25 protein-coding genes and 1 pseudogene are annotated in these 26,408 nt (G+C 61.6%); 11 read left to right on the top strand and 15 right to left on the bottom strand.

Annotation, left to right across the window (positions count from 1 at the left end; translation table 11 throughout):
* Positions 1 to 24 precede the first annotated feature (24 nt).
* Positions 25 to 2,703, top strand: a complete 2,679-nt coding sequence (locus OIS53_RS17195) for a T9SS-dependent M36 family metallopeptidase (RefSeq protein WP_264679810.1) — start codon at positions 25 to 27, stop codon at positions 2,701 to 2,703.
* Between the two features lie 173 nt (positions 2,704 to 2,876).
* A complete protein-coding gene (locus OIS53_RS17190) occupies positions 2,877 to 3,317 on the top strand; it encodes a hypothetical protein (protein WP_264679809.1) in 441 nt (146 codons plus the stop codon).
* Positions 3,318 to 3,397: 80 nt separating this feature from the next.
* Here OIS53_RS17190 and OIS53_RS17185 read toward each other — a convergent pair whose 3' ends face one another.
* The 3 genes from OIS53_RS17185 to OIS53_RS17175 form a co-directional block, all read right to left on the bottom strand.
* Positions 3,398 to 4,168 carry a TerC family protein gene (locus OIS53_RS17185; RefSeq protein ID WP_264679808.1) on the bottom strand — a complete coding sequence of 257 codons (771 nt, stop codon included), beginning with the start codon at positions 4,166 to 4,168 and terminating at the stop codon, positions 3,398 to 3,400.
* Between the two features lie 123 nt (positions 4,169 to 4,291).
* A complete protein-coding gene (locus tag OIS53_RS17180; protein WP_264679807.1) occupies positions 4,292 to 4,783 on the bottom strand; it encodes a YajQ family cyclic di-GMP-binding protein in 492 nt (163 codons plus the stop codon).
* A gap of 150 nt (positions 4,784 to 4,933) precedes the next feature.
* Positions 4,934 to 5,242 (bottom strand): Mpo1-like protein, encoded by a 309-nt coding sequence (locus tag OIS53_RS17175; protein ID WP_264679806.1) that lies wholly within the window; start codon positions 5,240 to 5,242, stop codon positions 4,934 to 4,936.
* Positions 5,243 to 5,327: 85 nt separating this feature from the next.
* Between OIS53_RS17175 and OIS53_RS17170 the strand changes: the two genes are divergently transcribed.
* Positions 5,328 to 5,798, top strand: coding sequence for a PaaI family thioesterase (locus OIS53_RS17170; RefSeq protein WP_264679805.1), 471 nt, complete (start codon positions 5,328 to 5,330; stop codon positions 5,796 to 5,798).
* Positions 5,799 to 5,889: 91 nt separating this feature from the next.
* On the opposite strand, the gene OIS53_RS17165 is transcribed toward OIS53_RS17170, so the two are convergent.
* Positions 5,890 to 6,885: an NYN domain-containing protein gene (locus OIS53_RS17165; protein ID WP_264679804.1), complete on the bottom strand. Its 996-nt coding sequence runs from the start codon at positions 6,883 to 6,885 to the stop codon at positions 5,890 to 5,892.
* Positions 6,886 to 7,464: 579 nt separating this feature from the next.
* On the bottom strand, positions 7,465 to 8,232 hold the full coding sequence (locus OIS53_RS17160) for a metal-dependent hydrolase (RefSeq protein ID WP_264679803.1): 768 nt from the start codon (positions 8,230 to 8,232) through the stop codon (positions 7,465 to 7,467).
* 395 nt (positions 8,233 to 8,627) lie between these two features.
* On the opposite strand from OIS53_RS17160, the gene mfd reads away from it, so the two are divergent.
* Both mfd and OIS53_RS17150 read left to right on the top strand, forming a co-directional pair.
* The gene (gene mfd / locus OIS53_RS17155; protein ID WP_264679802.1) at positions 8,628 to 12,170 is read left to right on the top strand and encodes a transcription-repair coupling factor; all 3,543 of its coding nucleotides are present in this window, start codon (positions 8,628 to 8,630) and stop codon (positions 12,168 to 12,170) included.
* A 236-nt stretch (positions 12,171 to 12,406) separates the two neighbouring features.
* Positions 12,407 to 12,703, top strand: coding sequence for a hypothetical protein (locus OIS53_RS17150; protein WP_264679801.1), 297 nt, complete (start codon positions 12,407 to 12,409; stop codon positions 12,701 to 12,703).
* A 90-nt stretch (positions 12,704 to 12,793) separates the two neighbouring features.
* On the opposite strand, the gene OIS53_RS17145 is transcribed toward OIS53_RS17150, so the two are convergent.
* Both OIS53_RS17145 and OIS53_RS17140 read right to left on the bottom strand, forming a co-directional pair.
* Positions 12,794 to 13,399: a DUF4276 family protein gene (locus tag OIS53_RS17145; RefSeq protein WP_264679800.1), complete on the bottom strand. Its 606-nt coding sequence runs from the start codon at positions 13,397 to 13,399 to the stop codon at positions 12,794 to 12,796.
* Position 13,400: 1 nt separating this feature from the next.
* Positions 13,401 to 14,645: an AAA family ATPase gene (locus OIS53_RS17140; protein ID WP_264679799.1), complete on the bottom strand. Its 1,245-nt coding sequence runs from the start codon at positions 14,643 to 14,645 to the stop codon at positions 13,401 to 13,403.
* 92 nt (positions 14,646 to 14,737) lie between these two features.
* Here OIS53_RS17140 and OIS53_RS17135 point away from each other — a divergent pair, with 92 nt between their 5' ends.
* Entirely contained in the window at positions 14,738 to 15,304 is a 567-nt protein-coding gene (locus OIS53_RS17135; RefSeq protein WP_264679798.1) for a hypothetical protein, read from the top strand.
* 205 nt (positions 15,305 to 15,509) lie between these two features.
* Complete coding sequence (locus OIS53_RS17130; RefSeq protein ID WP_264679797.1) at positions 15,510 to 15,737, top strand: hypothetical protein; 228 nt, start codon at positions 15,510 to 15,512, stop codon at positions 15,735 to 15,737.
* 83 nt (positions 15,738 to 15,820) lie between these two features.
* Here OIS53_RS17130 and OIS53_RS17125 read toward each other — a convergent pair whose 3' ends face one another.
* The 4 genes and pseudogenes from OIS53_RS17125 to OIS53_RS17115 form a co-directional block, all read right to left on the bottom strand.
* Positions 15,821 to 16,042: a DUF433 domain-containing protein gene (locus OIS53_RS17125; protein ID WP_264679796.1), complete on the bottom strand. Its 222-nt coding sequence runs from the start codon at positions 16,040 to 16,042 to the stop codon at positions 15,821 to 15,823.
* 94 nt (positions 16,043 to 16,136) lie between these two features.
* On the bottom strand, positions 16,137 to 16,436 hold the full coding sequence (locus OIS53_RS17120) for a helix-turn-helix domain-containing protein (RefSeq protein WP_264679795.1): 300 nt from the start codon (positions 16,434 to 16,436) through the stop codon (positions 16,137 to 16,139).
* A 57-nt stretch (positions 16,437 to 16,493) separates the two neighbouring features.
* Positions 16,494 to 16,673, bottom strand: a pseudogene (locus tag OIS53_RS20525) (type II toxin-antitoxin system RelE/ParE family toxin); the annotation flags it as partial.
* Between the two features lie 12 nt (positions 16,674 to 16,685).
* Positions 16,686 to 16,847 carry a hypothetical protein gene (locus OIS53_RS17115; RefSeq protein WP_264679794.1) on the bottom strand — a complete coding sequence of 54 codons (162 nt, stop codon included), beginning with the start codon at positions 16,845 to 16,847 and terminating at the stop codon, positions 16,686 to 16,688.
* A gap of 716 nt (positions 16,848 to 17,563) precedes the next feature.
* On the opposite strand from OIS53_RS17115, the gene OIS53_RS17110 reads away from it, so the two are divergent.
* Together OIS53_RS17110 and OIS53_RS17105 are read left to right on the top strand one after the other, a co-directional pair.
* The gene (locus OIS53_RS17110) at positions 17,564 to 18,253 is read left to right on the top strand and encodes a hypothetical protein (protein WP_264679793.1); all 690 of its coding nucleotides are present in this window, start codon (positions 17,564 to 17,566) and stop codon (positions 18,251 to 18,253) included.
* A 201-nt stretch (positions 18,254 to 18,454) separates the two neighbouring features.
* Entirely contained in the window at positions 18,455 to 19,192 is a 738-nt protein-coding gene (locus OIS53_RS17105) for a DUF6624 domain-containing protein (RefSeq protein ID WP_264679792.1), read from the top strand.
* 463 nt (positions 19,193 to 19,655) lie between these two features.
* Here the strand turns inward: OIS53_RS17105 and OIS53_RS17100 are convergent, their stop codons facing one another.
* Together OIS53_RS17100 and OIS53_RS17095 are read right to left on the bottom strand one after the other, a co-directional pair.
* Entirely contained in the window at positions 19,656 to 19,928 is a 273-nt protein-coding gene (locus tag OIS53_RS17100) for a hypothetical protein (RefSeq protein WP_264679791.1), read from the bottom strand.
* 126 nt (positions 19,929 to 20,054) lie between these two features.
* The gene (locus OIS53_RS17095) at positions 20,055 to 20,864 is read right to left on the bottom strand and encodes a copper resistance protein NlpE N-terminal domain-containing protein (RefSeq protein ID WP_264679790.1); all 810 of its coding nucleotides are present in this window, start codon (positions 20,862 to 20,864) and stop codon (positions 20,055 to 20,057) included.
* A 713-nt stretch (positions 20,865 to 21,577) separates the two neighbouring features.
* Here OIS53_RS17095 and OIS53_RS17090 point away from each other — a divergent pair.
* Positions 21,578 to 21,928, top strand: coding sequence for a hypothetical protein (locus tag OIS53_RS17090; protein ID WP_264679789.1), 351 nt, complete (start codon positions 21,578 to 21,580; stop codon positions 21,926 to 21,928).
* A 139-nt stretch (positions 21,929 to 22,067) separates the two neighbouring features.
* Here the strand turns inward: OIS53_RS17090 and OIS53_RS17085 are convergent, their stop codons facing one another.
* On the bottom strand, positions 22,068 to 22,766 hold the full coding sequence (locus tag OIS53_RS17085) for a DsbA family oxidoreductase (protein WP_264679788.1): 699 nt from the start codon (positions 22,764 to 22,766) through the stop codon (positions 22,068 to 22,070).
* Between the two features lie 375 nt (positions 22,767 to 23,141).
* Here OIS53_RS17085 and OIS53_RS17080 point away from each other — a divergent pair, with 375 nt between their 5' ends.
* Complete coding sequence (locus OIS53_RS17080) at positions 23,142 to 23,630, top strand: YdeI/OmpD-associated family protein (protein ID WP_264679787.1); 489 nt, start codon at positions 23,142 to 23,144, stop codon at positions 23,628 to 23,630.
* 85 nt (positions 23,631 to 23,715) lie between these two features.
* Here OIS53_RS17080 and OIS53_RS17075 read toward each other — a convergent pair whose 3' ends face one another.
* A complete protein-coding gene (locus tag OIS53_RS17075; protein WP_264679786.1) occupies positions 23,716 to 26,265 on the bottom strand; it encodes a TonB-dependent receptor plug domain-containing protein in 2,550 nt (849 codons plus the stop codon).
* Positions 26,266 to 26,408 lie beyond the last annotated feature (143 nt).

Below are 26,408 nucleotides of genomic sequence, written 5' to 3'. Positions count from 1 at the left end.
TTTCACCTGTTTCTCCTTCCCCAGATGAAATTACCCTTACCTGCTCCCCTCTCGCGTGCGCTACTTACGGCGGGCCTGCTGGCCCTGCCCGGCCTGCTGGCAGCCCAAACCACCTCTGCCGATCTGGCCCGGACGGCCCTGCAAGTTCGTACCCAGGCCCTGGGCCTGAAACCGGCCGACGTATCGGACCCGGTTGTCACCAATTCCTTTACTGATGAGCACAGTGGCGTCACTCACGTGTACCTGCGCCAGCGCTACCAAGGAGTAGAAGTATATAATGGCGTGGCCGATGTGCACTTGGCCCCGACGGGCCGGGTAGTAGGTCTGAACAGCCGCTTTGTGAGCAACGCCGCCGTGCTGGCCCGCCCGGCTACGCCAGCCCTCACGGCCGAACAAGCAGTGGGCGCGGCGGCCCGCGCCCTGGCAATGGCGGCCCCTAGCGGCCTGCGCGTGCAAAAGGCTGGCACCCCGGCCGCAGGCCTGGAGTTTACGAATGGCGGTATCTCGCTGGAGCGCATTCCGGTGAAGCTCATGTACCTGCCCATGCCGAGCGGGGAACTGCGCCTGGTGTGGGATGTGATGCTGTACCCGCACCACGCCCGCAACTACTGGAGCGTACGCGTAGACGCGGCCACCGGCGAGCTGCTCGACAAGCACGACTACGTGATTGAGGAGGAGTTCAGCATGGCCCCGCTGCGGCAGCCCATTGCCTCGCTGGCCGCGGCTTCGACGCCTACGCCCGCCCGGCCCAGCGGCACCACCGCCGCCAATAGCTACCACGTGTGGCCCGTTACGATAGAAAGTCCCACCCACGGCGCCCGCCAAGTGGTAACTGCCCCCGCCGACCTAGTAGCCTCGCCCTTTGGCTGGCACGACGTAGACGGCAAGGCCGGCGCCGACTCCCTGCGCACCGCCGGCAACAACGTGACAGCCTACGAGGACCGCAGCAACAAGAACACCGGCAACAACCCCTGGACCGTGGGCTATGCACCCAAGGGTGGCCCTAATCAAATCTTTGATTTTCCTTTCGACAACACTATAGCGGCCAACCCCCGCGCTAACCTCGACGCCGCCATCACCAATCTGTTCTACTGGAACAACCTGATGCACGACATCATGGCGCGCAAAGGTTTCACGGAGGGCGCTGGCAACTTCCAGACTACCAACTACACGGGCAAAGGCGCCAGCGGCGACGCCGTGCAGGCCGAAGCCCAGGATGGCGGCGGACTAAACAACGCCAACTTTGGTACCCCGCCCGACGGCTTTGCGCCTCGCATGCAGATGTACCTGTGGGACGCCAATGAAACCAAAGCCAGCATTACGGCGCCGGCCAGCCTGGCTGGCCCGCTGGTAGCAACAGAGGGTACGGTCACGCGCAAACTAGCAAAAACCGGCCCGGTAAGCGGTAATCTGGTATTGGTAAACGATGGTACTGCTACGCCCCAAGCAGGATGTGCTGCCTACTCGAATGCAGCGGACGTACAAGGAAACTTCGCTTTAGTAGATCTTGGAAATTGCACTAATATTACCAAAGTGCGAAATGCGCAGGCTGCAGGTGCCCGTGCTATCATCATTATACAAAATACCACCGCTCCACCCTTCTCTTTTGGTGTAATAACCGACACAGCAGGGGTTCGTATTCCAGGCGTTATGATTTCACAAGCTGATGGCAACCGTATCAAAGCGGCGCTGCAGGCTGGCAATCAAGTGTCGGTGACGTTGACGGAAACCATTACATATTACCGGGACGGCGACTTCGATAACGGCATTGTCGCCCACGAGTACGGCCACGGTATCTCAACCCGCCTAGCCGGGGGGGCCTCCAACGCTTCATGCTTGCGCAGCGCCGAGCAAATGGGCGAAGGTTGGAGCGACTTTTTCGGGCTGTGGATAACAACTAGGCCTGGCGACAAAGGCACAACGGGCCGCGGCATTGGCACGTACGCTTCCTTTGAGCCTACTACGGGCGGCGGCATTCGGCCTACGCGTTACAGCACTGATGTTAGCATCAACCCCTCCACCTACGACTGGGTAGGCAAGACGATAGGAGGTGTAAACTTTAATCTTGACGCAGATAACAGACCGCGGGTACACGCCATCGGCTACATCTGGGCCAGCGCGCTATGGGACCTGAACTGGGCGCTGATTGAGAAGTATGGCTACAACGAGGACCTGCGCGCCAAAACCGGCGGCAACAACATTGCCCTGCAACTCGTCATCGACGGCCTGAAGCTGCAGCCCTGTAACCCCGGCTTTATTGATGGCCGCGACGCCATCCTGAAGGCTGACTCCATCACCAATAATGCTGCTAACTCCGCTATCATCTGGCGTGTGTTTGCGCGGCGGGGTATGGGCTTCAGCGCCCGGCAGGGCAGCAGCAACAGCCTCACCGACCAGGTAGCGGCCACCGACCTGCCCCGCGTGCTCAGCACCCAGAAAAAGCTGAGCGAGGAGCTGCTAGAGCTGTACCCCAACCCGGCCCACCACCAGCTCACCATCCGCACGCAGGTAAGCAGCAAGGCGCCGGTGCAAGTTGAGCTGGTATCCTTACTGGGCCAGACGCTGCGCACCCGCGAAGTGACGGCCGCCAAACTGCAACGGGAAGGTGTGCAGCTGCCCCTGAACGATGTATCGGCGGGCGTGTATGTAGTGCGCCTGACTACCTCGGAGGGTACTATCACCAAAAAGGTTGTAGTGCAGTAGTAGCAACGCGCTTCTTCTCTTACCCCACCGCCCGCTTGGCTTCGGCCATGCGGGCGGTGCTGTGTAGCGGGTAGTAGTGGCGCTCTATCTCACGAGCAAAATGCAATGCAGCCTGCTGCTACGGTAGCTGCCATAGCCCCTAACCTTCGGTGCGTCTGCGTTGTTGCTGGCGTATGTCTACTGCTGATTCTTCTGCTCCTGCGGCTCTTGACGCGGCCCTGCTGGCCTTGCGCCCACCCGTGGCGGCTGAGCTGCCCGCGGAACCTGCCGCCACCACCGCCGACTTTCTGCACCGCACGCTGCGCCCCCTGCTCAAGCTCCAGAATCCGCGGCTGCTGGCCGTTACTGCCGATTTTCTGCTCGACCACCACGTGCCTTTCCAAGTGGCCGGGCCCGCTGAACAGCAGCGCCTGCTGGCCGAATTGCTCACCCGCAACGTGAAGCTGCGCTACACCATTGTAGGACTGGTAACGGGCCTGTTCACCGCAGCCGAAATGCGTTTCTACCGCAGCCAGCGGGCCGAGGTAAACCGCCGCCTGCTGGAGCTGGCCGTGCGCCGCGTGCAAGACCAAGCCTCTGCCGTAGCGGCACTGCTGGCCGCATCGGACGCCTGAAGCGCCGGTTACCCGGCCAACAAAAACGCCCACTGCCGAAGCAGCGGGCATTTTTATTGTCCGGGTAGGTTACCTGGTGCTTAGTCGTAGCGCGACTCGCGCAGCTGAATAGGTTCGGCTTTTTTGCGCAGACGCATGTTGAGCAGCTCGACAATCAGCGAGAAGAACATAGCGAAGTAGATGTAGCCCTTCTCAATCTCCTTGTGGAAGGCCTCCATCACTAGCATCACCCCAATCATAATCAGGAAGGACAGGGCCAGCATTTTGATAGTGGGGTTGCGGTTGACGAAGTTGGCCACCACACCCGAAAAGGCCAGCATCACGCCCATGGATAAGATGACGGCCAGAATCATAATCATCACGTTATCAACAAGGCCCACAGCCGTCAGGATAGAGTCGAAGCTGAACACGATGTCGATGAGGATGATTTGAAAGACCACGCTCTGCATAGTGGCCCGGCCCCCGGTATTGTGCTCATCTTCCTCCTCGCCCTGCAGCTTGGTGTGGATTTCGGTGGTGCTCTTGCCAATCAGGAACAAGCCGCCGGCCAGCAGAATCAAGTCGCGGCCCGACACGCCCCAGCCGCCCTCTATCCAGGGCACGGGCACCGTAAACAGCGGCTGCTTCAGGCTCACGATCCAGGAAATGCTCAGCAGCAGCCCAATGCGGAACAGCAGCGCCAGTATCAGCCCAATGCTGCGGCCGCGGGGCTGCTGCTCGGCTGGCAGGCGGTTGACGATGATAGAGATAAAGATAATATTGTCGATACCCAGCACGATTTCCATGAACGTGAGCGTGAGCAGGCTCACCCAGGTCTGGGGGTTGGAAAAAACAGAGAGGTCGAAGTCCATCCGGGAGAATGTGAGAGATGTTGAAATGAGAAGACTGTGCTAGGAATAAAATGAGTGCGAAAAAGGACCTGCCACAACAACTAGGCGCCTTTCTCGCATTTCCACATTCGCGCACACTGCGCCTTAGCTTTTCATGTTAACGAATTGCAGGGGCTGGCCAACGTCGGTGCGGCGGAGCAGGGCAATGGTGGCTTGCAGGTCGTCTATCTTCTTAGCCGACACGCGCACCTGGTCGTCCTGCATCTGGGCTTCTACCTTGAGCTTGCCGTCCTTGATGGCCTTAATGATTTTGCGGCCCACTTCCTTGTCTACCCCGGCTTTTACTTTCACCACTTTCTTGACCAGGGCGCCGCTGGCCTGCTCCTCGGCCGTGAAGTCGAGGGCGGTGCCGTCGATGCCCTGCTTGACGGCCCGCGCCAGCAAGATGTCTTCCAGCGACTTAATACGCATGGAGTTTTCGGAGCTGAGCGTAATCAGGTTGGCTTTCTTGTCCAGCTCGATGCCGCCCTTGGTGTCGCGCAGGTCGTAGCGGGTTTGGAGTTCTTTTTTGGCTGTATTCACCGCGTTTTCCAGGACTTGCGGGTCTACTTTGCTTACGATATCGAAGGAAGCCATGCGGAAGGCAAGGGAAGAGAAAGGCAGGACGAAAACCCAGGCTACGCAGGGCGCCGCGCTAGGTTGGGGGCCAAAGATACACAAGCTCGCCCGAGTGCCCCGAAGCTGAGCTTCGGGGCACTCGGGCGAATACAGCCTCCGGGAGGCTTGCTAAAACCTCTCCCGGCCGCGCAGCAGGTCCCAGTACAGGCGGAAGTCGCCGAGCAGGGAAAGCCAGGGGTGCTGAAAGGTGGCGGGGCGGTTGTGCTCCACAAAGAAGTGCCCCACCCAGGCCAGGCCGTAGGCTGCCACCACGCCCGCCAGCACCAGCCAGGGGCGCTGCCAGGCCACGGCCAAACCCAGAGCCAGCAAGAACAGGCTGGTACCGATGAAGTGCAGAATGCGGGTGCCGCGGCGGTTATGCTCGCGCAGGTACCGGGGGTAGAACTCAGCGAAGGTAAGTGAATCGGGAGCGGCCATATGCGGGAGGGTTTTTCCTAAAGTAACTACCTTTTCCCACTCTTGCCTGTGCTTTTGACTTGCTTTATTGCCCTGACCTCCCGGTATGGAACAACTGCCCGACGTGGCCGCGCTGCTGGCCATCTACAACCAAATAAACGCCTACGGCCGCACCAACGGCATGGAGCTGCTGCTGACCCGGCCTGGCCAGGTGCAGTACACCATGACCGTGCGCCCCGACCACCTCTCCTCGCCGGGTACCTGCCACGGCGGGGTGCTGGCTGGCCTCATGGACGCGGCCCTGGGCGCGGCGGCCCTGTCGCTGGCGTTTACGGCCGGCGAGCTGGTGTCCACGGTCGAGTTTAAAATCAACTACCTGCACCCCGTGCACCTGCACGATTACCTTGTGGCGCATGGTGCGGTGGAGCACTCCGGCAAAACGCTCATCGTGAGCAGCGCTACCATTACCTGCCCCGCCCGCGACGGACTGGTGGTGGCCCGTGGCTTGGGCACCTTCAACCGCTACCCCGCCTCCAAGCGCGACTTCCACGACCTATTGTTTCCGGCCGAAGAGTAGCTGCCGAAGGGCTCTAAAAAAACCCGCCGGACGGCCCTGAGGCCATCCGGCGGGTTTTCAAATACCGAACCGATAGAGAAAAGAGGTCAGATTATAAACGTTCGGGCGAGACGGCCGACTCGTGCTCGGGCTCCCCGTCGTACTCGTCGTTGAGCTGCGGGGGCTGCACTTTCCGCACGTTGCGGGCACAGTCTTCGTCGCGGTGGTTGCGGCCCACCGTGAATTCCACCCAGTCGCCTTCGCGCAGGTCGTTGAAGTCGCCCTCGGCCATGTCGGCGTAGCTGAAGAACAGGTTGTTCGGGGGCATTACCACGAAGCCGAACCCGTTTTTCAGGTTCTTGATGGTGCTGATGCCCACCGTGCCCACCGGACCAGCGGCCGTGGGGCCCGTGGGGCGCACCGGCTTGGGCGTGGGATAGGCCACCGGCTCGGGGGTATTCACGAACATGCCCTCAATTACGTCGTCGCCCGTGCTCAGGCCCTGGTCGATGAGGTCGTGCATCTGGATGGGGTAGGTAGCGTGCTCCAGCAGCTGCTGGGAGGCGCGCGTCACGCGGTTTTCACCCTTGAAGTCCACGTACTTGAAGTCCCAGTTGAGCAGCATCACGCGGGTGCCTACCGTGTTCAGCTTCTTAATCAGGGGCACGTAGTCGGAGTCGCCGGCGATAAGTACAATCACGTCGAAGCTCTTGTGCATGGCCAGTTCCAGGGCTTCCAGGGACAGCCACACGTCGATGCCTTTTTCCTGCAAACGGCCGTCGCGCGTTTTCAGGGGCATGTAGTGCGTGGTGATGCCCATATTCATCAGAATATCGTCGAGCAGCCGGTCGTGGAACAGCCGGTCTTTGTCGCGGGCTTCCGTGGCCGACAACCGGCCGCGGAAAAAGTGGGCATCCGTAATCTGGCTAAGACGCACGTCAACGTCTTCTTCTTCGGCTACCTGGTGCCGGATAAATTCATGGAGACCTTCCAGGCTGATGCGGGCCTTACGTTCGTGCTGGAAGTAGTAGTAATCACTGATTTTCAGGAAATAATTGCCGTCATAGAAGACGCCTATCCTAATCAGAGGGCTATTCATCTGGTTCATACGAGAAGCGGTTTGTGCGCAAAAAGGTGTGTGTGAGCGGGAGCGGGTACATTGGTTCGGTCGAGGCGACGTCGGGCGTCGCCTCGACCAAAGATACTATCTGTGTTTCTTTCAGAAAGACAATAAATCATGATGGCAAAGTTTTAGAGAATGAAAGGTGCAACGGACAAGTGCAATAGGGTAGCAGTAGCGAGTAGAGCAACGAAAAAGGCGGAGGCCTGACGGGCTTCCTAAATTGGGATAAAGCAAGATAACTTTGCGTACAGATGCTTCTGCCCCGCAGCAGACGAGCTATTCTGTGACCTATCCACTTATTTCCACAACACGTACCACAAGGTTAAGCAAATTATATCTTTTTAGGTACAGCTGTCCAGTAATTACCCGTCTCCTCCGGCGGAGGAGTCCGTTGAAAAAGGCAAGTTCCGGGCTGTTGCGAAAGGTAACCGTTCGGATGGCGGCGCCTGTCCGACCTAATAGGATATAAACTTTCGGCAAGGTACACCTTTGCCGGCTATAACGCAGCACAAACGAGGGCTGTACGGGCGCTCTGCCACCTCAACGGTGGCCAGGGTCCCGCCGCTAAAAGCCCATGCGCCCTACTACCAGCCCCAGTACCAACGCGGCGTAGCCGATGCAGATGGCTACCTCCAGCACATTGCCACTGGCCGAACCCGTGCGAATAAGCGGAAGTTTCAGGGCGCGGTCGGTGAGGGGCAGCAGCCACCGCACGCCGGCCTTAGTGAGCGTATCGGCCAGTAGGTGCGAGACGTAGCCGCCGCCCGCAAACAAGGCCACGCCGTGCCAGCCCAGGCTTTGGTTGGCCAGGTGGCCGATGTAGGTCCAGAGGCCGGCCGCCCAGATGGTGTGGGTCCAGGAGCGGTGGGAGGTAAATGGCGCTACGGCCACAAAGCAGCCCAGCATGCTCAGCCACACGTAGCCCGTGTACAGGCCCGCCACCACCGTGCACAGCCCCGTAAACAGCAGCGCCAGTTTGCGGGTAGAGTCGCCCTGCATGGCCGCGCCAATGAGGCCAAACGCCAGGGCCGCCGTGAAGCCCATGCGCCGGTCGGGGCCGGGCGGCACCAGAAAGTGCGTGTACAAGGCCAGGCCCGCCGCTACCAGCACAAAGGCCCAGCGCACATATTGCTGGGTAAACCCCAGCCGCTTGCTGAGCCGGGAGCCGGGGTGGTCGAGGTCGGGAGCCAGGGACGAAAAGCCCGCCAGGGCAATGCCCGCCGGCGAAAACGGCACCCCAGTGACAAGGCCGCCAATAGCCACGCCGGTAATCAGGCCAATGGCCAGGTGAGAAGAACCGCGCACGTCAGATACATAAAAAAACGAGTGCAAAGATAGGTGACAGGTGACAGGTGACAGGTGACAGGTGACAGGTGACAGGTAACAGGTGACAGGTGACAGGTGACAGGTGACAGGTGACAGGTGACAAGTAGAACGTCATGCTGAGCACAGCGCAGCGGAGTCGAAGCATCTCTACCGCTGGCTAACTTCAATCATCAGGCTCCCCCTCTCTTTTGAAGAGGGGGCCGGGGGGTGAGGTCCAACAAAGCGGACGAGATGCTTCGCGCCGCTCAGGATGACAGACCTGTACCCCAGCACCCCAACCCCAAGAAACTTTCAGCGGCCAGTCATGGTATTGGGTACCGTGCCTTGTGCCACCTCTGCCCGACCGGAAAACCATCCGGCCGGGCTTCTACCTTTGCTTCTCTCCCCAGCCGAACTACGTTTTGAAGGTCTCCGATTTTCTCAAGCTCTACGCTCTCGACCCCACCGTGCTGACCGTTGGGGCCCGCCTGAACCCGGCCACGCGCAATAGCCTGCGGGCCGGGGCCGCGGCCGAAACAGCCCCGGTGCGCCTGTACCTGCGCGGCTTGGTGGGCTCCCAGGACGCCGTGCTGGCCGCCGCCCTGCACCGTGAGTTTCCCGATCAGCACCACCTCTTCATCCTCCACGACCGGGACGAGGCCGCCTACTTCCTCGCCGACCTCCAGCACCTGCTACCTGGCGAAGAGCCGCTGCTGTTTCCCAGCTCCTATAAGCGCCCGTATTCCTTCGACGAGACGGAAAACGCCAACGTGCTCATGCGGGCCGAGGTGCTGAACCGGCTGAATACCCACCGTAGTGCCTCATCCCCCCAACCCCCTTCTCCTACAGAGAAGGGGGAGCCAGACGCGAGGAGCGGACGTGAATCGTCAGGCTCCTCCTCTCTGAAGGAGAGGGGGCCGGGGGGTGAGGCCCCAGGCGCCCTCATCGTCACCTACCCCGAGGCTTTGTTTGAGAAGGTTATCAACAAGAAAAGCCTCGTGGCTAACACCTTCCTGGTGAAAATCGGTGATAAGCTGGATGTCAACTTCATCAGCGACATGCTGGCCGAGTACGACTTCGAGCGGACCGACTTTGTGTACGAGGCGGGGCAGTTTGCCGTGCGCGGGGGCATCGTGGACATCTTCTCCTACGCCAACGAGCTGCCGTACCGCATTGAGCTGTTCGGGGATGAGGTGGAGACGATTCGGACGTTTGACCCTGAGACGCAGCTGTCGGTGGAGAAGCGGCAGCAGGTGAGCATCATCCCGAACGTGCAAACCAAGCTGCTGCAAGAAACGCGGGAGGCCTTTCTGGACTTCATTCCCCGCAACACCGCCATCTGGGCCAAGGACGTGCGCCAGACCCTGGACGTGGTGGAAGAGTCGTTTGACCGGGCCGAGCAGGGTTTCAAGGAGCTGCTGGAATCGTCGGGGGGTGTGCAGATTGTGAGCAAGCCGGAGGATTTGTTTGAGTCGGGCAAGACGTTCAAGAAGCTGCTCGATGCCTTCTCGGTGGTGGAGTTCGGCAAACGGTTTCATTACAAGACCGGGGCCGAGGAGTTCCAGTTCAGCAGCAAGCCCCAGCCTTCCTTTAATAAGGACTTCAACCGCCTCGTCAAGAACCTGCACGAAAACCAGGAAAAAGGCTACACCAACATCATTGCCGCCGAGCAGGTGCGCCAGGCCGACCGCCTGCGCACCATCTTCGACGAGCTGGACAACAACGTGCAATTCCAGCACCTGCTACTCGGCTTGCGCGAAGGCTACATCGACGAACAGCTCAAGCTGGTAATCTACACTGACCATCAGCTGTTCGAGCGGTTTTACCGGGCCCAGGAGGGACGCAAGTTCTCCAAGAAAAAGGCGCTGACGCTGAAAGAGCTGCGCACCCTGGTGCCCGGCGACTACGTGGTACACCAGGACTACGGCATTGCCCGCTTCGCCGGCCTCACCCAGGTTACCATCAACGACCGGCTCCAGGAGGCCATCCGGCTGGTGTACCGCGACGACGATGTGCTGACCGTCAGCATCCACGCCCTGCACAAGATTGCCAAGTACTCGGGGGCCGAGGGCACGCCGCCCACCATGAGCAAGCTGGGCTCGCCGGAGTGGGAAAACAAGAAAAAGTCGGTTAAGAAAAAGGTCAAGGACATTGCCGCCGAGCTGATTCGGCTCTACGCCAAGCGCAAAACCGCACCCGGCCACGCCTTCGCCCACGACTCCTTCATGCAGGCTGAGCTGGAGTCGAGCTTTATCTACGAAGACACCCCCGACCAGGCCAAGGCCACCGAAGATGTGAAGCGCGACATGGAGGTGCCCCACCCCATGGACCGGCTGGTGTGCGGCGACGTGGGCTTTGGCAAAACGGAAGTAGCCATCCGGGCGGCCTTCAAGGCCGTGGCCGACGGCAAGCAGGTGGCCGTGCTGGTGCCCACCACCATCCTGGCCATGCAGCACTACAAAACGTTTCGGGAGCGGCTGGCGGCTCTGCCCGTGACGGTGGAGTACGTGAACCGCTTCAAGAGCACCAAGCAGATCAAGGAGACGCTGGCCCGCGTGGCCGAGGGCAAAACCGACATCCTCATCGGTACCCACCGCCTCACCAACAAGGACATTAAGTTCAAGGACCTGGGCCTGCTCATCATCGATGAGGAGCAGAAGTTTGGGGTCAAAACCAAAGACAAGCTCAAGGAGTTGAAGGTAAACGTGGACACGCTTACTCTCTCGGCCACGCCCATTCCGCGCACCCTGCACTTCTCCCTCATGGGTGCCCGCGACCTGTCAGTTATTGCCACGCCCCCGCCTAACCGCCAGCCGGTGCAAACCGAGCTGCACGTGTTCGATGAGCTGCTGGTGCGCGACGCCGTGGCCCGCGAAATCAAGCGCGGCGGCCAGGTGTTCTTCGTGCACAACCGCGTGAAGGACATCGAGGAGCTGGCCAACATGATTTTGCGCCTCGTGCCCGATGCCCGCGTCACCTACATCCACGGCCAGATGGAGGGCGACCTGCTCGAAAAGCGTATGATGAAGTTCGTGGATGGCGAGTACGACGTGCTGGTGAGCACCAACCTTATCGAATCGGGCCTCGACATTCCCAACGCCAACACCATCATCATCAACCGCGCCCACTTGTTCGGGCTGAGCGACCTGCACCAGATGCGCGGCCGCGTGGGCCGCTCCAACAAAAAGGCCTACTGCTACCTGCTCACGCCCCCGGTGGCCGGCCTGCCCTCCGACGCCCGCAAGCGCCTAAGCACGCTCGAAGAGTTTTCGGACCTGGGCGCGGGCTTCCACGTGGCCATGCGCGACCTGGACATCCGCGGGGCTGGCAACCTGCTCGGTGGCGAGCAATCCGGCTTCATCAACGACCTGGGCTTTGAGACCTACCACCAGATTCTGGACGAAGCCGTGCAGGAGCTGAAGGAAACCGAGTTCCGCGACCTGTTCCTCGGCGACCCCACCCAGCGCCTGCAAGAAGCCGCCGGCACCAGCGGCCCCAAGGAGTGCAACATCGAAACCGACCTCCAGGTCCTCATCCCGGACCGCTACGTGAGCAACGTCTCGGAACGCCTGCAACTCTACAGCAAGCTCGACCGGGCCAAAAACCCCGAGGACCTACGCAAGCTGCTGGCTGGCATCGTGGACCGCTTCGGCCCCCTGCCCCCCGAAGTAGAGCAGCTGGCCGACATCGTGCGCTTGCGCTGGCAGGGCTGCCAGTTGGGTTTCGAGAAGCTGACGCTGAAGAAAAACCAGCTGAAAGGCTACATCCCGGCCACGGGCAACGAGGCCTACTTCCAGGGCGACACGTTCGGCAACATTCTCAGCTACGTGCAAACCCACCCTCGCACGGCCTCCATGAAGGAGCGCAAAGAACAGCTCATCATCACCTTCGAAGATGTGCGGAGCGTGCAACAGGCCCAGCGGATACTGAGCGAGCTGGGCAGCGAGGAAACGGTCGGGGTGTAAGGAAAAGTCCCGGACATAAGCGGACACGGGCGGACATGATGTCCGCCCGTGTCCGTTTATGGCCCCATGTCCAACTCGTTCCAAGCTTTATGAAGTTCATAAGCATTACCCGAGGATAAGCTCCAGTTCGGCGACCCGCCCACGTCGTTGGAAAACCTATCTTGATATACTTTTCAACTTCACCGCACCATGAGTAATCCTGAATCGCCCGAAGATTTTGAAAGCGTCAAAACGAGTTGCAGCGTCGTTTAACTCAACTTGCTGCCGACCAAGCGCGTGCCAGCCAAGCCCTAGCGGACGTATTACAGTCGATGAAGCGAAGCGTAGCAGACAAGCATTTCGGAGAAGCATCAGCAATTGCGCTTTCACCAAATAAATCAGCCCAACAGTTTGAAAAACTCTTGTTGCGTGATGATGAACAGCGCCGCCGAGCGGACAAACGCCAAGACGCCATGCTCCGCCTGCTCATGCAGCGGTCTATGAACCTGACAGTTGCTTTCCGGCGACTTGAAGCCCGCACCAACCGTAAGTAATACCCATCAGGCCCACCAAGCCGCTCCCCCACCACCGCCCGAGCCGGCCTGCTACTGACGTGGCAGGCCGGCTCGGGCGGTGGTGGGGCATTATTGCAGTTGCGCCAGGCCTTGCCGGAAATACTGGAAGCTGGCCGACATATTCCGCTCCGGGTTCAGGTGCGGGGCTATGGTTTCGGCCCACTCTATTTTGGCCTTGCCCGTTCGGTAATACCCGCCCTCCTGCAACACGCGCCACAGCGTTTCCCAGGTATCAGCAATGGTGTCGGGGTCGTGGGGCAGGCCGCTGAAGTGCTGGGGCCGCACCCGTGGGTAGGCGGCCTGAATAGCCTCCCGGTCACCGAGAAACCACGCTTCCAGTTCTTGCATAGCTAACCGGGTGATGGTGTGGTACGGCTGTTCGGAACCAGCGGTGGTTTTGGTGAGCAGGCCTGCCTCGGCTACTATCTTTTCCAGCTCGGCCTTGCGCCGCCGACAATCCGTGTCGGCGTCCATCAGGATGACAACCCGCAACCCCGGCTCCTGGGGCAACCGACGGGCGTAGTTCTTCAGCCGGCCCGGCAGGCGCTGCAATAAGTCCGTCTTGCCCCGATGCGGGTAGCATTGATAGGTCACATCGGGCGCCAGCAGTTTCGGCAGCAGAACGTGCAGCGCCGCCTCCGCCGACTCTTCTTCCAGCAAGAACTCAATGTGCATCCTACTGCGCGGCTGAGGTGCGGGGAGCCAGCGGGTCGCCGAGGCGGAAGAAGTTGCTGGTCCACAAGTAGCCCAGCGGCGAGCCATCCTCCACCAGCTCCTTCACCTGCGGAATATCAGCCGTGCGCGTAGCCTGGGTATAGCCATCCGGGCCCCGGTGCAGAATCCAGACCTGCTCCGGCTCCAGCGCATCCAGCAGAAACGGCGAGTGAGTAGCCACCAGCAGCTGCCGCGTTTCAGTGGCCTTCACCAGCTCCTCGGCCAGGCGCGGCAGCAGGCGCGGGTGCAGCTCGTTTTCCGGCTCCTCCAGGCCCAGCAGCCCGGTAGCATTGGGCTCATACAGCAGCGTGAGCAGGGCCGCCAGCCGCATCGTGCCCTCCGACATATACTGCGCCGGCAGCGGCTTCTCAAACGGCGCATCCTTAAACCGCAGCAGCAGCCGCTCATCCGAGGTAATTTCCGTCACCACTTCCGCCAGCTGCGGCACCCACCGCCGCAGCTGCGCCGCGATGCGCGCCAGCACCTCCGGGTGCTTGGTGTGCAGGTAGTACAGCACGTTGGGCAGGTTGTCCCCGTTGGCCGACAGCTTCTCCCGCGGCCCGGCGTCGGAGTACCCTTTTTCTTCTTTTTCTCGTTTGTCGTCGCTCAGGTTAATACGACGATAAGATTGTATAACGCTCAGCACCAAGGATGATACAGGCCATTCCTTGCCTATGTGCTCTGGAAAATAACCCAAGCGGGCAATAAATGCTATGTCAGAAGGGCTGGAGCCCTGTTGGTAGATATTGTTTCTAAAGACGTTTCCATAACCATAGTAGCGGAGTGGGTTTGGCTCAGCGTCTATCCAATTAATTAATATTCTTGGCTCTGCTCCAAATTCAGTCAAACTCTCATTAGAAATAAATACTAATCCGTCAGCTTCATCTATGCTTAGCATATACCGAAGTCGTGGCGCTTCAGGATTGATAAAATACTCCACCTCAAACTCAATCGGCCCCTCCTGCCCCCGCGTCCGCATCCCCGCAAACCGGTTCCGCTTTTCCCAGGCTTGTTGCAGGTTGCCGCTTACCGCTTCGGCCAGAAACGCCAGCGCGTCGAGCACCGTGGACTTGCCGCTGCCGTTGGGGCCAATCAGCACCGTCAGCGGCGTCAGGTCGCGCAGCTCCACGTCGCGCAGGGCGCGGTAGTTGCGGATGCGCAGATACGTGAGGCGGGGGAAACCAGCAGGGGCGGCAAAGTCGGACATAGGGCGGCAGGGGTGTGGCTACAAAGTACGCGGGTTTGCCAAAACGTAGGTAAAACACATACGCCCTCACTCAGCGTGAGTATACTCGCATCATGAACTACAACTTCTACGCCGGCACAACTGACAAGCTGCATCTGCTAGCCTACCTATTTACCGAAACCGACCTGCGCATGTATGATCTGTCCTCTGCCTACAGCCAGGAAATCAGTGAATACAGCAGTGCGGATGAGGTGGCGCAGAACGTTGATCTGAACTCTGGCGGCTCTTTTGCGGCTACGTTTCAGCTTTGGTCGCCCAGATTTGGCGCGCCGCCGGAGTTCAGGCGCGTTGAGTTGAATCCGCGCTACTGTAAAGGCCATACATTCCGCTACCGTACCATCGGCTGGGGCCTCATTCAGCTCTATTTTGGCGGATTGCAGAATGGCGAGTTAGCCCACTCGCACATAGGTCACTTTAACGAGAAAGGAGCGTTAGGGCAAGAAGCAGCAGGTTTCTCTACCGTTAATCAGGTAGCCGCCTGGAACTGGACGGAGATACACCGGACCGCCCGGCAGCTCAAGTACCTAGTACACACAAAATGGGCCGTGTATAAATTCGGAAGCCGCGGAGTGCTGCCAGGCGCGGCCGAGTTGGAAAAGCAAGGAATGCGTCTTACATAAAAACAACCTTGTCGCTCCCGCCTCCGCCCGCATCTATTATCACTACCACACCTTCCCGTGCAGCGTCAAACAATACGTTTCCGTCTCCGGCGTCAGCTTCGCTTCTCCTGTAGCTCAAAGCTGCCGTAGCAACGCGGCCAGGGCGGCGCTGATGGACAAAGTTCTTCGCTCCGTATATTCGTAAGCCTCTTCACGCGTATTCCCTATGACCAATAACGAGCGTATTAGCCAACTCGAAGAAATGATGTCCGAAGCCCTCAAACGAATCGACAACACGTTGGAGCAATTGCGGCAATCCGATCAGCGGCAGCAGGTGATGCTACAGGCATTGATGCAGCAAACTGATACCAACACGGCTATGCTCCGTAAGCTGTCCGAGCACGATACCCGCCTCGGCAACCTCGAAAACCCCGGCCCGAAGAACGCTGCCTAGCATCATCCTGGTAAGAATAAGCACAAGAGCCACCCGGTAGCGGGTGGCTCTTGTGCTTTCCACGTCTCCGTCCGGCAGTAGTGTTATCCAGCGGTGCGCAGGTGCCGTTCCCGGTCGGCGGCGTAGAGCAGGCAGGCGTGGATGTGCTCCTGCGTTAGCTCCGGAAAGTCCTCCAGAATCTCTGGTATGGTCTGCCCGCTGCCTAGCCAGCCCAGCACATCGGCCACGCTGATGCGCGTGCCCGTACTACACGGCCGCCCAAAACGAATTTCAGGGTTAATGGAAATGTAGGAGGAGTAATACATGGCGCAGCGCTTTACCAACCATACCGGGAAGCCGGTGGTAGCTACCAACCCATCCACTGCCTCAGCTACGCACCCAACGCCACGGCGGAAAACGCTACCCCGCCGGCTCCAGCTTAATCTTTACCACCGTCCCCAGCGCCCCGAATACCTTTTGCAGCGTGTCGATAGTCACGTTGAGGGCGCTGCGTTCCAGCTTGGAGATTTGCGCTTTGCCTACGCCGATGCGTGCGCCCAGCTCGGCTTGGGTCAGGTGGTGCTGGCGGCGGTAGTCGCGGATGGCGGCGGGTATGGCGGCCAGGTCCAGAGCCGCTTCGTAGCGCACCCGCAACGGGGAGCCGGGCGGGCCGAAGAACTCGTCTTCCAGGTCGTTGTAATCGGTGTAAGTGGTGGCCATAATGAAGTCGGAAACAACAGGTGAAAACTACTGCACGGCAAGAGCCCGCAGCATGACTTAGGTGGCGCGCGGCTTCTGCTCGAAGTATTCGCGCTTCATGCGTTCGGCCTTTTGCTTGTCGCGCTCCGGGGTTTTGGGCGTTTTTTTGTCGAGGCCGTGGGTGCAGAAGATGAGCGTGGGCTCGGGACCTGTCTTGTCCCAAAAGGCAAACAGCCGGTAGGTGTGCTGCGGTCCGTCTACCCGAAATTCTCAGATACCATCCGTGCCAGCCAGCTTCTTACACCAGTTGCCCTGCTCTCCATTCTGCGTGCGCCGGATGCTCACGTCTAATCGGATGCGGGTTTCTTCATCCAAGGCCCGCACGAACGCCCGCGCCTCGTCACTCATCTTAACGGTAATCGGTACGCTCATGCCGTTGCAGGTAGATACGCAACGAAAGTACCAGAAAGTTTCTTTATAAGTTGACTTACGAGCTAGTTTCAACCAGCACGCGACTTGCTACTTTCACCTGCCGCCACCTTGTAGCCCGCGTGCCTATTCTGACGATGAAGCCGCACCTTCTTTGCCGCCACGCGGCAAGCCGGGGCCGCGCCAGTAGTGCTGGCTGGGTGGAGCCCAGTCTCACGACAAGCAAGGCCCACGCAGCCGGCTTGTGCCAGGCAGAAACACCAGAAACCAGCGGAGCACGGGCAACCAGCATCCAGTAGAATACACCAACTGCCCACCTCTGTCACGCAGGCTGCCACCCCTTCCCAGCGGCTTGACGCTTCGTCCGCAGCAGTTGCCGCGCCGTTCCAACGACTTGACGCCCCCGCCTACCGAGCTGCCGCGCCGTTTCAACGACTTGCCACCTCCATCCAAGCCGTTGACACCTCCGACTAAGCGCGTTGACACCACGGTTTAACGCCTTGCCACGCCATCCCAACGCGTTGACACCTTGTCCCAACGCGTTGCCGCATCGGTACGGCGCCTTGGCACGCTGATCTGAGGCATTGCCACCCTGGCCCAGTGCCTTGACGCAGCGGCAGCAGCGCCTGCGCCGGCTGCCGACACTATTTCTACCCCTGTATAGTCAATAACACCGGTATGTTTCTATATTTCCCCGGTACTTTAACCCCTTTATCCGCATGAAAGATAGCCAACGCGCCCGCCTCGCCATGATGCAGGCCACCTTGGCCGTGCTCAACCAGCACGCCGACCTCTACGCCGCCAACACGGCCCTGACCAAGGCCCGCGCCACCCTGGCCGAGCTGGTGCAGGACCTGGACCCCACCGCTACCATCCAGCAGGGTGCCGCCCGCACCGAAAGCCCCGGCGCCGTGAAGAAAGCCACCAAGAACCTGCTGGCCGAGCGCACCGCCGAAGTAGCCGCCGCCCTGCTCGCCCTGGCCGACGAAACCCAGAACATCAGCCTCCACACCGACGCTGACTACACCGAGCGCCAGCTCCAGCGCGCCACCGACAACGACCTGCTGCGCATCGCCAAAAACATCCATGCCCGCGCCACCGAGCACGCCCAGGCCCTGGCCGCCCAGGCCGTGACGCCCGCCGAGCTGACCGAGCTGCAAGCCGCCCTCGACGCCTTCCGGGCGGAGATGACCGCGCCCCGCACCACCATCGCCAGCAGTAAGGCCCTCAAGCAGCAAATCACCGCCGACCTGCGCCAGGCCACCGCCCTGCTCCGCAACCGCATCGACAAGTTTCTGCTGCGCTACCGCCGCCCCCAGCCCCAGTTCTTTGCCGCCTACCAGTCGGCCCGCCAGGTTATCAACACGGCCACCCGCTCAGAGAAGCCCACCGCACCGGCTCCCCTCTAACTCCCTTATTCCACTATCTGCCCCGGCCGCTCTTCTTTACAGGAGCGGCCGTTTGTTATTCTAGGTATCCTGCTGGCCTTGGCCTCACTCCTGCTTACTTTCTACGCGTATGGGTTAGGTAAAAGCATGACAAACAACCGCTAGCTTAGCCAGCGGCGAGGCAGTAGCCAACCTTCAGTGTATCCTCTTCATCTTCCTCCTATGCCCACCATCCGCCTCGCGCTTATCCTCACTGTCCTGCTCCCCGCCTTGTGCGCAGCCTGCCGCTCCACCCCTACCCAGCCCACGCTCAACCTACGCCTGAAGCGGGAGCTGGACAGCATTGAGGTGGTAGACCAGCGTTACCGCAAGCTCATGATGGGTGGCACCACCATGAACAGCCGCTTCGATTCGGTAGCGCGGGCTGCCGGCATCCCGCCCGAGCAGGTGGGGCCTTACCTAAGCCGGCGCATGAGTGCTCAGGACTCGACCAACGTGGTGCGCATTGCCCAAATCATCGACCAGTACGGCTACCCCGGCCGTACGCTCGTGGGCACGCCCACCAACGAAGTAGCCCTGCTCGTCATTCAGCACTCCACCCGCATCCCGCAGTACCTGCCCTTGGTCAAGCACATGGCTGATAAAGGCGAAGTGGACTTCTACCTCTACGCCCGCATGCTCGACCGCCACCTCATGTACCAGGGCCAGGAGCAGATCTATGGCACCCAGGGCTGCGGCTACAGCGTACCCAACCCCACCACCGGCCAGCACGACTGGATAAAATTCATCTGGCCCATCAAAGATGCCGCCCACGTAAACGAGCGGCGCAAAAAAGCCGGCTTCGACTCCACCGTAGAAGCCAACGCCCAGCGCCTGGGCATCCAGTACAAGCCCATGACCCTGGACGAAGCCAAGCGCATCGAGCAAGCCGCCAAAGCCGCGCCGCCCAGCCACCCTTAAGGCGCTGCATCCGTCCCCGTAGCCAGGATGCCCGACCGGTCGGTTTCTGCAAGGCGCTTCCACCTATTTGCTTCTGCTAGAGAAGCTGGTTGAGAAAGCGTCAACAACTACTTAACCCACGTTGCGCAAGGCTTGCGGAGCCGCGTAGCGGCTGAAGGGTTGTAGTACGGCGAGCGGAAAAGACCTTCGCGCCGCGTAGCGGTGCCAGAAAAGGCTGGGGCACTCTGGCACCGCTACGCGGCGCGGGCGGCGCAGCAGGCGTCGAGCTACAATCCTTCAGCCGCTACGCGGCTCCGCAAGCCCTGCGCAACGTGGGTTAGTTAGAGCTGTTTCGAGAACGTCGTAGAGACGCACTAGCGGGAATCTCCTCGTTGAGCGACACCGCCTGAACAACCAGTGTTCTGCCGGCGCGGGCAACGAGACTCCCGCTAGTGCGTCTCTGCATCAGATACCCTCAAAGCCCCTACACGTGGGGCCGGCGCGAAAGCCACTCCTGCGACTCGCGGCTCACCAGCGCCTGAAACGCCTCCTGGTGGTCGGGGGTCAGCTTTTCGCCGGACACCTTCTCGAAAGTGTCCCGGATTTTGTCGGCCAGGTAGGGCGCCTTCCCGGACAAGTCGGCTTCCTGGATATTTTCCTCGTCGAGGACGCGGTACAGTTCTTCTTTGACGATGGGCGACAGGCCGCCGGGCACTGCCCAGCCAGAATCGGGCGTCGGGTGGTTGGATTGAGCCATGGGGTGAGCAACGGAAAGAACAGGTGAAAACGACTTTTCCTTACGCATCAGTCGCAACCCTAGTTGGTTGATATTCTGCTGTTTTCTCTATGCCTGAGCTTGCTTAGGCGGCCCACCCGGCCCCGCTCACTGCTTGCGCAGCACGTACTTCTCGGCCAGGCTGCCCGTGATGCGCTGCCCGTTCTTATCTAACTGGATAAGCTGATTTTCGCCCACTAGGTAGTGCGCAGGCTGATCATCGAGGCCAGGCAGGCGCACGGTGCGGCCGGCGTCGTCCCAGCGGAAGACGCCCGTCGCCTCGATGGGTTTGCCAGTGCCTTTGCCCAAATACAGGGTGCGCAGGCGGTAAGTGAGGTCCTGGTTCAGCGTCAGCTCCGTCCGGATGCCGGGGCAGTCGGCGCAGGGCAGGGTGCCGCTGTAGGTGCCGGCCCAGTCGAGGGAGTTGCGCGAATTATGAGCCGGGTCCACGGCCCGGCTCAGCTCCAGCACCGGCGTGCTCCCCTGCCGCAGCGTCAGCTGGGCGTCGCCGCTCAGCTCGTAGGTGAGGCCTTCGGTTGTGTTGAGGGTGGCCAGTAGCTCTGGCTCGGCGTTGGGACCCGCGCAGGCCATGCGCGTGCTGGCCACCTGCCCGAAGCGGATGGTGCTGCCCGCTACGGTATAGCTGCCCATCAGGCGGTTGCAGCCCGTAAAGCCACTCACCCGCCCCTGCTCCGCATCAAAAACGAGCTGGGGCGCCAAGCGGGCCTCCGCCGGCGCCGGCACCGGTTGCCCATTAAGCCGCACTACCAGCCAGGTGCCGCCCAGGCGGGCGGGGTCGGCCGGGGCGGGCGGCGCGGGCGGTGGGGTAGCCGTAGTTGGTTCGGTGGCTTTGGGGCTGCAGCGGCCCCCGGCCAGTCCCAGCACTATCAACGGCAGCAGAAAAAGACGACGACGCATAGTGAGCAAGTGAAGGTGAGCGGAAAACACACAGCCCGCTTAGCGGTAGGCAGGCCTTTTCTTAACGCAGATTTTCTTACTGGAAGTTGTCTGCCTTGGTTTGTAGCATTCGAGCACTCCTGTCTCACGACGTATGCAGGCAACACAGCGTCTGCCTGCGAAGCAAAGTGGCGGCGTAAGATGCTTCGGGCATGCACGCAGCCTGTCAGGCGCGCGAGCTGTGGAACGGGTGGCCGCCAGGTTATGCTTAGGTGAAGGAGTTGCGGAAATCATTCATATTTCCGTGCTTATCGGCTAGAGTTCAGGTCGTTTCGCTTTTGGTGTCACTGCGTATGCGCACTTCCCGCGTGCTGGGTCCGCTGGCCAGGGGCTGGTACTACTGCCGCAAGTAGCCCCCGCCCCGCTTTTGTGCCTTGCCCAAACGCCCCGCCCCCGCGGGGGTAGAGCACCTGTCACTCTCCGTCCCGCCCGGCGGCGGCGCTGTTTTGGAGCCACTGCAAACTGCTTCATGCTGAATTGGGAAGCCTCCGCCTCCCGCGCCTCTGCACCTTCCGGCACCCCAACCAATAACGCCACCTGCTTCCGGGTGCTGGTTACGCCGGGGCCGGCCAGGGCTCATTCAGCCCGACACCAACACTGCCAGGGCTTTTGCCGTACGCCCCACGGGCCCCACTGCTGCGGGCCCACGTTGTATAGTCCTCACCGTCGCTTGTATGAAATCATTGCTTTTGCTGGCCGCCACCGTGGCCGCCTTTTCCTGTGAAGCCGTAGCGCAATCGGGCACCCACCCCGGCACGCCCCAAACCGCCACTCCCAGCCGCCGCCAGCACCAAGGCACCGGCACGCCCCAAACCACCATGGCCCAGCGCAACGCCGGCAAAACTGTTTCGACCCACCCGGCCACCGGCCCCACGCGGGCGTCGCGCTCCAGCTCCACCAAAAAGTCCGTTAACCAGGGCAGCGCCACCGGCAGCTACAACATCGAGACGATGGGCAAGAACAGCCAGGGCCGGGCCAGCAAGCCCAACTCCGGCGCCGGCTCCAACGCCGGCCGCGGCCAGTAGGCATCTAAGCCAGGCCTGAGCTGGAAGATGACGGCGGGCACTTCGACCCACCATCTTACCCAATTCACTTCCAGCAAAACACCCCGCCCCTAACTCGCACCTGGCTAGTTGGGGGCGGGGTGTTTTGCTAAGGAGTGCTTTAGCAGTTGCCGTCAATGTCGCAGGCGGCCCCGCCGGAGCCGGCTACAGGAATGGGCGCCGGCTGGGCTTCGGCCCATACCTTTTGCAACACCTCCTCAAACAGCTCCGCCGGCTGGGCCCCCGACACGGCGTATTTGTCCTCGAATACAAAGAAGGGCACGCCGCGCACGTTAATCTGGCGGGCTTGGTACTCGTCGTGGCGCACTTCCTGGGCGTACCGGTCGGAGGTGAACAGTTGGGCTACTTCGTCGGCGGCCAGCTGCACGTCGGCGGCCAGCTCCTGCAAAGTGGCCAGGTCGTCGATGTTGCGGCCCTCGTTGAAGTAGGCGCGCAGCAGGCGCTCCTTCATGGCATCCTGGCGGCCGTGGGCCTCGGCCAGGTGGATGAGGCGGTGGGCCCGGAAGGTGTTGGCGGGTACTGTTTTGTCGAATTGGAAGTTGAGGCCGGCCTCGCGGGCCATGCCGGCTACCTGCTGGGTCATCTGCTTGGCCCAGGCTACGGTTTGGCCTTTGCTTTCGGCCAGGGCTTCGTAGAGGCTGCGCTCGGGCGTGGTGCGGGCCTCGGGCTGCAGCTCAAAGCTGCGCCAGTGCACCTGCACCTGGTCGGCGTGCGGGAAGCGGGCCAGGGCTGCCTCCAGGTGGCGCTTACCGATGTAGCAGAACGGGCAGGCAATGTCGGACCAGATTTCTATTTTCATGGCGGCAATTTTGGGGTGAGACGAGGTATAAGGAAATCAGCCACTAAAATGTTTCACCCCGCCCGCATAGCCCGCTTTCAGCCCGTAACTCAGCTAGACCGGGCGAACAGTTGATAGAGTTAAACAAGAAGAACAGTCATGCTGAGCGAAGGCGTAGCCGCAGTCGAAGCATCTCTACCTCTGGCTAACCTCAACCGTGCAGACGAAGCGGTAGAGATGCTTCGACTGCGCCTCCGGCTCCGCTCAGCATGACTATACCACTGCAAGGTCAGCACGCGTGATGCTTCGGCTGCGCTTAGCATGACGTTCTCACATCAACTGTCCATACAATTCAGCTGACCAAGCTCTTTCCCTGACCCGACCTTTCTGCCGCGTATGCCCGAACCGCTACCCTATACGTTTGAAGCCCCGCTGGAAGCCGGTGGGCCCAGCTTTATGCCCACGCAAGTGGTCCAGGTGCCCTCACTGGTGCTCGAAGCGCTGGGCGGCAAGGGCATCAAACGGGTAACAGGTACCGTCAACGGCTACCCGGTGCGGCTGGGGCTGCTGTGCCAGGCGGGCGGCGGCCGTTACCTGATGCTGAACAAAGACCTCTGCCGCAGCGCCGGCATCCAGGTGGGTCAGCGCGTCACCGTGGCACTGGCCCCCGACCCGCAGCCCGACCACATCGACCTGCCCGAGGAGCTGACGGAAGCCCTGGCCGCCTGGCCCGAAGCCGAGGCCGGCTTCCAGCGGCTTACGGCCGGCATGCGCCGCGCCGTGGCCTACCACGTGGCCTCGGCCCGCCAGGCCGAAACCCGGGCCCGGCGCACCGTGGAGCTGGTGACCCGCCTGGCCGCCGGCCGCCACCCGTTTCGCAGCTAAAGCTGCAAGCCGTAAGCCACAAGCCGTAAGCCACAAGCTCGTTTTAGTGTAGAGCTTGCAGCTTACGGCTTGCAGCTTGTAGCTCTTATTTCGTTACCGCCAGCACAGCTTCAGCACCAAGGGCGTCGCCGGTGGGCGTGAGGCCTTCGGCGGCCACGCGGAAGGTGCCGGCCTGGTCGGCGGTATAGAAGGTGAGCTGGGCCTGGCCGGAGGTGGGCACTTGTACCGTGGGAGCCCAGAAGAGCGTGGTGGCGCGGGGGTCGGGCTGAGAGGAAGCTCGCTCGTAGCGGGGCGCGTAGAACTCACGGGCCCGGTAGTAGGCTGGCAGGCGGCGGGTGGCCACGCCCGCGGCCGGCTGCTTGGAGTAGTCGTAGTCGGGGTTGCCTTGCTTGGTGAAAATGGCAATGACGCCATTGCCTCCGCGGCTGCCGTAGATGGCCGCCGAGGCTCCTTTCAGCACCTCTACCCGCTCCACGTCCATCACCGGAATAGCCACCACGGCGTCCACGTCGCTCACCGCAATGCCATCAATAATAAACAGCGGCTGCGAGGACCCCATAATGCTACTCACCCCCCGAATCTGCACTTGGTACGAAGCGCCCTGCCGCAGCACCTGCACCCCCGCCACGCGGCCCTGAAGTAGCTCCAGCACGTTGGTGAACGAGGCCGAGCCGGGAATGGCGTCGGGGCGGAGTACGGCATCAGCAGAGTTGCCGTGCAGGGCGCGGGGGTCGGGGCGCGGGGCGGGCTTCTGGCCCTTCACCGTCACGTTGCGCAGCAGAATGGTGCCGGTGGAGTCGGGGCGGAAGCGGCGTTCCAGCACCTGCTGCTGGCGGCTGCGCTGGCCGTACTGAGCCACTTCGGGTGAAGGCGCCGGCAGGGGCGGCGCGGGCGGCAGGGCCACTGGCGCGGGCCATAGGTCGTTGAGGCGCAGCAGGGCGTTGCGGGCCCCTTTTTCGGAGCGGGCCTGCAAGAGTACCTGGGTGGTGTCTTTGCCCGGAAAGCCCATGAACAGGAAGTCGCCCTGGGCATTGGCGTTGGTGGCAATGACGCTTTTTTCATTGGCCATAAACAAGGTCAGGGCGCTGTTGGGCAACGGCTTCGTGGCAGCCCCGGCCCGCACCACCCGCCCGCTCAGGGTCAGGCCCTGGCGCTCCAGCGGAAACGGGTAGGTCAGCACCGGGTTGGTGCCGGCCAGCACCTCGCGCCACACAAAACGGCTCCAGCCTTGGGTGAGCAGCAGGTGGTCGAGGGCGCGGGCCGTTTCGTAGCTGGGGGCGCGGAAGTAGTAGCCGGGGTCCTGCACGTAACCTTTCACCTCCGAGGTCAGCAGCAGGTGAGAAAGCAGGGTGTTACTGTCGGTGCCGGCGGTGGGCAGGCCGGCCTGGTTGGTAACGGCCACCGAGAGGTTGGCTGCCGCGGGCTGCCCGGCCGCGTCGCGCACGTCCAGGCTCAGAGTCACGAGCTGGCGCGGGCCGTAGCTGGCCTTGTCGGGCCGGAGGCTCAGGCGCAGGCCGGGCGGCGGAGCCACGAAGGCCAGGCGCTCGGCCTGCGCCACCTGCTGCCCGTCAAACACGGTGAAGTGGGCCACCCCGGCCGGAAACTTGCTGCGCGGAATAGTGGCCGAAAACGTCCGGCCCGGCTCCATCTGGCCCTGGCCGGCGTACACGGGCAGGCCCCGCACGTGGGCCACCAGCTGTAGCGCCTCGGGCGCTGCAGCCGTGCCCGGCGCAGTCTGGCGCCGCACCAGCACCAGGAAGTTGGGGCCCACCTCGCGCACGTTGAGCACCCAGCCGCTGGGCTGCACGGCCGGCAGCGGATACTCGCGGGTGCCGCCACCCTCGGGCAGGGTCACGCGGGCCCGGTAGCGGCGGCCCGGCGCGGGCGTCAGCGGAAAGGCGCTCATGCCCAGGGCGGGCGTCTGAAAGCGGATAACCTCCTGGTTCTGGTCGTCAAGGACAACGCCCTGCACGGCCAGGCCCAGGCCGCTGGCGTCGGCGGCCTTCACGCCCACCACCGTTTCGAGGCCGGCCACGTAGGCACCGCCCTCGGGAAAAAACTGCACATCGGGCGGAGTGGCCGCGGTTCGGCGGGCCCCGGCGCGGCTGGGCGCGGCAGCCGGTGCGCTGGTGCTGGCCGTGGCAGAGCCGGCCGTAGCAGGCGGTACGGCCTGCCACACCGGCACGCGCCGGTTGAAGAAGGTTTGCTCGCCGGCGTTGCGCATCCAGCTGGTATAGGCCCGCACCGTGTACACGCCCGAGGCCAGGGTGTCGGGCAGGGCCAGGTCGCCGTGGGCCTGGCCCTGGCGCAGGGCCAGCGTGCGGCGCAGCAGCACCCGCCGGCTTTCGGGTGCCACCACATCCACGTACAGCACTTTGCTTAGCGTGTCGGGCTGGTGGGAGCGGGCTTCCACCACGTAGGCCTTAAACCAGATAGTTTCGCCGGAGGCGTAGGCGCCCTGGTCGAGGTGGAGGTAGCTTTTTTCGGGAAACGTTTGCCGGTAGAAGGCATCGAGCCGCTCCAGCAGCTGTACTGGCGTAGTGTCGGCAAACCGGAAGGCGGCGCCCAGGCTCAGAGCGCCTAGCAGGGCCGCGCCACTCAGGAGGCGCTTGGTGGTACCAGAAAGTAAGAACACGGAAATAAATAAACTTTAGAAGGTAGAGGTGGGAAGTTAGAGGCCAGAGGTGAGATACAGGCAATGAAAAGTCAGCGGTGAAACCTGGGAAATAAGCAGTAGAGGGCTGGCCTGAGAAGCGTGTACCCAAGGCAAAACCTGCC

This window comes from Hymenobacter sp. YIM 151500-1, from assembly GCF_025979885.1.
GTDB lineage: Bacteria > Bacteroidota > Bacteroidia > Cytophagales > Hymenobacteraceae > Hymenobacter.
This window is presented reverse-complemented; position numbering and strand designations above follow the sequence as displayed.